4 protein-coding genes are annotated in these 6042 nt (G+C 36.6%); 1 reads left to right on the top strand and 3 read right to left on the bottom strand.

Going from position 1 to position 6042, the window contains the following annotated elements; all coding sequences use genetic code 11:
• The 3 genes from DWZ47_RS19280 to DWZ47_RS19270 all read right to left on the bottom strand — a co-directional run.
• The coding region (locus tag DWZ47_RS19280) for a sugar porter family MFS transporter (protein WP_117514298.1) at positions 1 to 1145 on the bottom strand (1145 nt) is incomplete at its 3' end.
• A gap of 5 nt (positions 1146 to 1150) precedes the next feature.
• Entirely contained in the window at positions 1151 to 2248 is a 1098-nt protein-coding gene (locus DWZ47_RS19275; RefSeq protein WP_004297556.1) for a DUF4434 domain-containing protein, read from the bottom strand.
• Between the two features lie 44 nt (positions 2249 to 2292).
• Positions 2293 to 4167 carry an FAD-dependent oxidoreductase gene (locus DWZ47_RS19270; protein ID WP_117514297.1) on the bottom strand — a complete coding sequence of 625 codons (1875 nt, stop codon included), beginning with the start codon at positions 4165 to 4167 and terminating at the stop codon, positions 2293 to 2295.
• Positions 4168 to 4501: 334 nt separating this feature from the next.
• Here DWZ47_RS19270 and DWZ47_RS19265 point away from each other — a divergent pair, with 334 nt between their 5' ends.
• Positions 4502 to 5710 carry an ROK family transcriptional regulator gene (locus DWZ47_RS19265; protein WP_032854678.1) on the top strand — a complete coding sequence of 403 codons (1209 nt, stop codon included), beginning with the start codon at positions 4502 to 4504 and terminating at the stop codon, positions 5708 to 5710.
• Positions 5711 to 6042: the final 332 nt, after the last annotated feature.

Raw genomic sequence — 6042 nt, 5'->3', positions numbered from 1 at the left:
ACCACGGCACAGATGGATACGGCACAGCAGAATACATAGAACAGGAAGAAAATGAGCAGGAAGAGGCAGGACACTCCCAGGGAATCTCCGAAGAGGAAGTAAAGGCCGATAAGAATCAGAGAAACAACCATTCCCGAAACTCCGTAATAAACCAGCTTCTTGCGGCCCACCTTATCGATAATGACAAGAGCCAGAACCGTGGTCAAAGTATTGACTAGTCCTACCAGAACTTGGTAAAAAAGAGAATCGCCACCTGAAAGTCCTGCATTTTCAAAAATAGAAGGGCCGTAATAAAGCACTGCATTCACTCCCATAAATTGCCCTAAAATGGCAATACAAACACCGATAATAACAGCTTTGAAGATTCCAGGCTTTATTAATAACGACCATTCCGATCTCATTTCAGAGGTCAGTACAGATTTCGTTTCTCTTAATTGACTTTTCGCTTCTGTAATTGAATTATATATTTTTTCTAATATATTTACAGCCTTCAATTCCTTTCCACGTACGATTAACCAGCGAGGACTTTCCGGAATAAAGAATATGATTATGAAGAATAAGATTGCTGGCAATGTTTCCATACCCAACATACCTCTCCATACTTCAGTTATAAATACTTTATTCAACCAATCCACACTCAATTGCGTACCACTCTCCGCCCATGCCAATAATTGATAGTTAACTAAATAAGCTCCTAAGAAACCGACTGTTACAGCCAACTGATACAATGACACTAGGCGTCCTCTATACTGTGCCACGGCTACTTCAGATATATAAAGAGGAGAAACAATGGAAACAACCCCTATCCCTACTCCACCTATTATCCGATAGATCACCAATTGAGTAAAATCGGCAGATAGTGCACACCCCAAAGCTGATGTAGAGAACAATACGGCTGAAATAACCATCGTAAGTTTTCTTCCTAACTTATCACTTAAGATTCCTGCAAAAAGAACACCTACAATAGAGCCTACTAAAGCACATCCTACATACCATCCCTGTTGCAACGTATCTAACTGAAATAGTTGAGTCACCTGGGCAATTGTTCCCGATATAACCGCGGTATCATATCCGAACAAAAAGCCTCCCAATGCTGCCACAACAGAAAGGAATATAAGATAACCAAAATTGATTGTAGACTTCATAACATTTATTTTATTTCAAAATATTCTTTATATCTGTCATATAAATGACCAGCTTGCAAATAGGCTGACTGTGGACTCATAAAATGAGAAAATTCAAAAGTAATAGCCTTATCATATCCGGCACGTTTGGCAGCTTCCAGTTTCAGCCGAAGTTTATCAAACTTAATGGGTAGAAAACGAATAGGCATATCACGGTCAAAAGATTCGGCATTTGTCCAACATTGCATACCATACTTATCTGCTAATTTTTTATTGACAGAAAAGAATGCATCCAATTCATCATAATCAATATGACCATCTTGAAATGCACATGCATCTACCACATCATGAATTCCATCAAAAATTTCATCCCATTCTTTTTCGTGTTGTTGTACAGAAACGGCATCTTCTTTAGTCATTTTCGTCGTTCCCATTATTGCTTTCTTTCCATCAATCCAAGGCGATATAAAAGTCGGCAATCCATTAGATATATCCTTACATTGTTTTCCTAATGTATGGAAAGCACCAATCGCACCTTTCGTTGCCCGACTTATTTCACCACTGATATACCATCCTCCAAAACTTTTATACTTGGAACCATAATTTTCCCAGACCTCATCAATCACATATTTGTTATCTTCCACCTCCCAAGTCATATCTCCTGTGTCCCAGTATTTGCCCGAATCGTATAGTCCAAAATAGAATTTCATTCCGTACTTTTCAGCCAAACGCAAAAACATATCTACCAAATCAACAGAAGGCATATAACACCCCTTCTTCAGCAGATAAGGAGAAGGAAAAGTTACAAATTTACGATAACCCGAACGGATCATTATTACCGTATCAATTCCTATATTTTTCATATGCTGAAAATCCATGTCCCATTCTTTCTCACCCCAGTTTTGATGTGGAATATCATGTGAAATCTCATCCAAAAAAGTTCCGGTGATTTTTAATCCATTGTTTTTAGGAACAATGAGTTTACTTTCCAAACCATCAGCTACCACTACTGTACTGGCACTAGCCTTTGAAGTACAAGATTCAAACAAAGTTGGTACAGCCAAAGCTGATGCACCAGCTAATGTCGCTTTTTTTAGAAAATCTCTTCGATCTAATGTTTTCATATTAGTTTAATTAAAACAGCAGTTAACACTTATATTATCATTACCTATTGAATATACTGTCCTGTAATATCTACTTTTTTATTATTGAAAGGATCTAATATCTGATCAATCAAAATTGCCATTTCACTTCGTAGAATATCTCGATCCATATCAAAATTCTTCAAATCAAATTCATTCCATATCTCTTCTACTCTACCCTCCTTTATTTCGATACCTTCTTTTTCGGCAATCTCTCCTATCATCTCTGTAGCTTTCTGAATTGATATGGTGTTATTACCTTCAATAACTTGCTTATTGACAAAGGGATAGACATCACCTAATCCTTCCAGTTCATTCGCCAACAACAAAGTATCTGCTCTAAACCACGTTTGATTTGCCCAGTCGACACTTTTACCTATACCCTTCAAAATTCCTGTAGAGCCTACACGTTGCAACGATTTAAACATCGGATGATCTATTGCAACATCTAAATAAGGCAATAAATATCCTTTCGCGTCCAATATTGCATTTTGCACTTCACGAACAGACACCTCGCTAATACTCTTATTTTCTTTCACTGCAAGGGCTGCCAATGCTCCCGCTGCTTGTCCGATCTGCATAACCATCGGTTGCAAACGAGTGGTACCATTAATTATATTAGAAACAGATATTGATTTTTCAGCAACGATCAATCCTTCAACATCTTTTGGAATCAAAGTTCCTAAAGGCAAACCGTATGAAGGTACCGGATGAAAATAAAGATTAGGCAATTCTTCATATCCATGATAACGGGTATGATGATGATCCACAGGATAATTTCCTACAGCAATACAAGTACGATAAAGAGGTTGGGACTGTTTGAACGGTTCACAAACATGATTTAGATTAAAGCGCACTAATCCATGGATTCTCCTAGACTCTCTATGATAAGGAATAAAGGGTAATTTGTCAGCAGTAGGATATTCATCGTCAGCTAAGCCCAATGTATTAAAACCTAATTCATGTTGAAGAAAATAGACGAAACACATCGTATAATGTTTTGCATATTTCAGAGCTTCTTCACGTTCCTCACGGGTCATTTCGACCAAGTTTACATAATAATCATTGCCTTCTATCGGCCAATTAATCATGTATTTATTATTAGGAAGTTTTCCATAAGTTATCATCATTTCCTTAGACCATACACGATCCGGTTCTTTAGGCGTGATACAAACAGGACTGGCACAAGCACAAGCAAATTCATCCTTATTATATCCTTCAGGACAAGGAATAGTCACATCTTTGCCATAATCTTTTAAAATTGCTACATATGTAATATCCTGAACTATATTATTTTTCTCTTCCGGAGCAATATCTTCCTTTGTATCATGACGGCTTTCCATACCGATATCATACTTCACACCGCACATTTTTGCTATATCCCCTAACTCGGTACCATCAATCAATATTTTAGCACTTACTTTTTTAATCGTATGATCTTGCATCTGAATTTGAGCAATCCAAGAATCATTTTCTCTCTCCAATTTGACCAAAGTAGCATTATGCCATACTTTTAGATTTTTCTCTGCATTAACCATTTCATGGAAAATTTTATTTCCAACTGAAGGTTCAAATAACGCTGAACTCACCCAACCGGTTTTTAGAGAATCAAGTCCACCATAATAATCTGCCAAATGTCCACGAAACTCTCCAAATAGGCCTGCCGGTAAATCATAGTTTCCGTCAACAGCACTTACACCTGCAGAAGTGAGCATTCCACCCAGCCATTCTGTTTCTTCCACTATCAATGTCACAGCCCCCATTCGAGCAGACTGAATACCAGCAGTTACCCCACTGGCACCACCACCAATAATTAGCACATCAACAGAATCATCTGAATGAGAGCATGCCGTGAAACACAAAGCAAATAATAAACACAGACCTAAAAAATAGTTTCTCATACTTAATTCATTTAAGGATATAGACTTTTATTAATAATATCACGGCACAAATATAGCTATATTTATTAAATAAACAATAGATAATAAAATATTTTATTAATAAAATCACTATTACCTACATTATTAATTAATAGATGGGGTAATTACCTTATAAATCATCATATTTTATTTATTATATCCGCATTCAACCATAACTATATTATCCTATATATAAGTCCATTACACAATATATAGGGAATATAACATACAAGATATTCTAATTTTCAAGGCTCCAAAGCCACATATTAATAAAAAAATTAATTATCTTTGTGTAAATTACCAAATATGCATAGTTATGAACCAACAATTCTTGAAAGAAATAGAAAAGGGCTCTAAAAGCGCTCTCGTCAAAAAGAGGATTATTACACATTATATATATAATGGCAGTTCTACAATTCCCGATCTTTCAAAAGAGCTGGATTTAAGTGTACCGACCGTCACCAAATTTATTGGTGAAATGTGTGATGACGGATATATTAATGATTATGGCAAATTAGAAACAAGTGGTGGACGCCATCCCAATCTCTATGGGCTCAATCCGGAATCCGGTTACTTTTTGGGGGTAGACATCAAAAGATTCGCCGTCAATATCGGACTAATAAATTTCAAAGGCGATATGGTAGAATTGAAAATGAATATACCTTATAAGTTTGAGAACTCAATCGAAGGGATGAATGAGTTATGCAAACATATTCTTAATTTTATAAAGAAGCTCACTATTAATAAAGAGAAGATCTTAAATATTAATGTCAATGTGTCGGGACGTGTAAATCCTGAATCAGGGTATAGCTTCAGCCAGTTCAATTTCGAGGAAAGGCCGTTAGCAGATGTATTATCCGAAAAATTGGGATATAAAGTAACTGTTGATAATGACACCCGTGCAATGACTTATGGCGAATATATGCAAGGCTGCGTGAAAGGAGAAAAAGATATCATTTTTGTGAATGTAAGTTGGGGAGTAGGTATCGGAATCATTATTGATGGTAAGATTTATACTGGAAAATCCGGATTCTCCGGTGAATTTGGACACATGAGTGCTTATGATAATGAAATAATCTGCCATTGCGGCAAAAAAGGCTGTCTGGAGACGGAAGCTTCCGGTTCAGCACTTCATCGTATTTTATTGGAGCGTATTCAAAGTGGGGAAAGTTCCATACTATCTACGCGAATCACAACCGAGGAAAACCCGATCACTCTTGATGAGATAATTGCTGCCGTGAATAAAGAAGACCTGCTTTGCATTGAAATCGTAGAAGAAATCGGGCAGAAACTAGGCAAACAGATTGCCGGGTTAATCAATATCTTCAATCCGGAACTAGTAATTATAGGTGGAACTTTATCTTTAACCGGTGATTATATCACACAACCTATAAAAACAGCTGTACGCAAGTACTCTCTAAATCTGGTTAATAAAGATTCAGCCATTATCACCTCTAAGTTGAAAGATAAAGCAGGAATCGTCGGCGCGTGCATGTTGGCACGCAGTAGAATGTTTGAAAGCTAGTTTTATCTTCTACGCTGGGAGAAAAAGTTATCTATAAAGCGAACGATATAGACTACAGCTACTCCGGCGACAACTAAAACAATAATACGACTCAACATAGATTACATTTTTATATTTCACATCTATTACATACACAGGATTTTCCTTTTTAAGAACAGGAAATCCTGTAAAAATTAGAACGCTGATTATTATTTAATAATCAGCGTTCTAATTTGAGAGCCGCTAGCCAGACTTGAACTGGCGACCTACGCGTTACGAATGTTTCTCCAAAATATAGGTTAAAACACTGATTATTATTTGATTACTAAGCGTCTATTTATCATCGGAGATAA

This window comes from Bacteroides sp. AF32-8BH (assembly GCF_003435205.1).
GTDB classification, from domain to species: domain Bacteria; phylum Bacteroidota; class Bacteroidia; order Bacteroidales; family Bacteroidaceae; genus Bacteroides; species Bacteroides ovatus.
The sequence above is the reverse complement of the archived record's forward strand: the minus strand, read 5'-3'. Positions and strand labels throughout refer to the sequence as shown.

Coding starts and splice junctions, on each gene's coding strand:
- DWZ47_RS19275 (WP_004297556.1), bottom strand. CDS start 2,248: ATGAAAACATTAGATCGAAGAGATTTTCTAAAAAAAGCGACATTAGCT.
- DWZ47_RS19270 (WP_117514297.1), bottom strand. CDS start 4,167: ATGAGAAACTATTTTTTAGGTCTGTGTTTATTATTTGCTTTGTGTTTC.
- DWZ47_RS19265 (WP_032854678.1), top strand. CDS start 4,502: ATGAACCAACAATTCTTGAAAGAAATAGAAAAGGGCTCTAAAAGCGCT.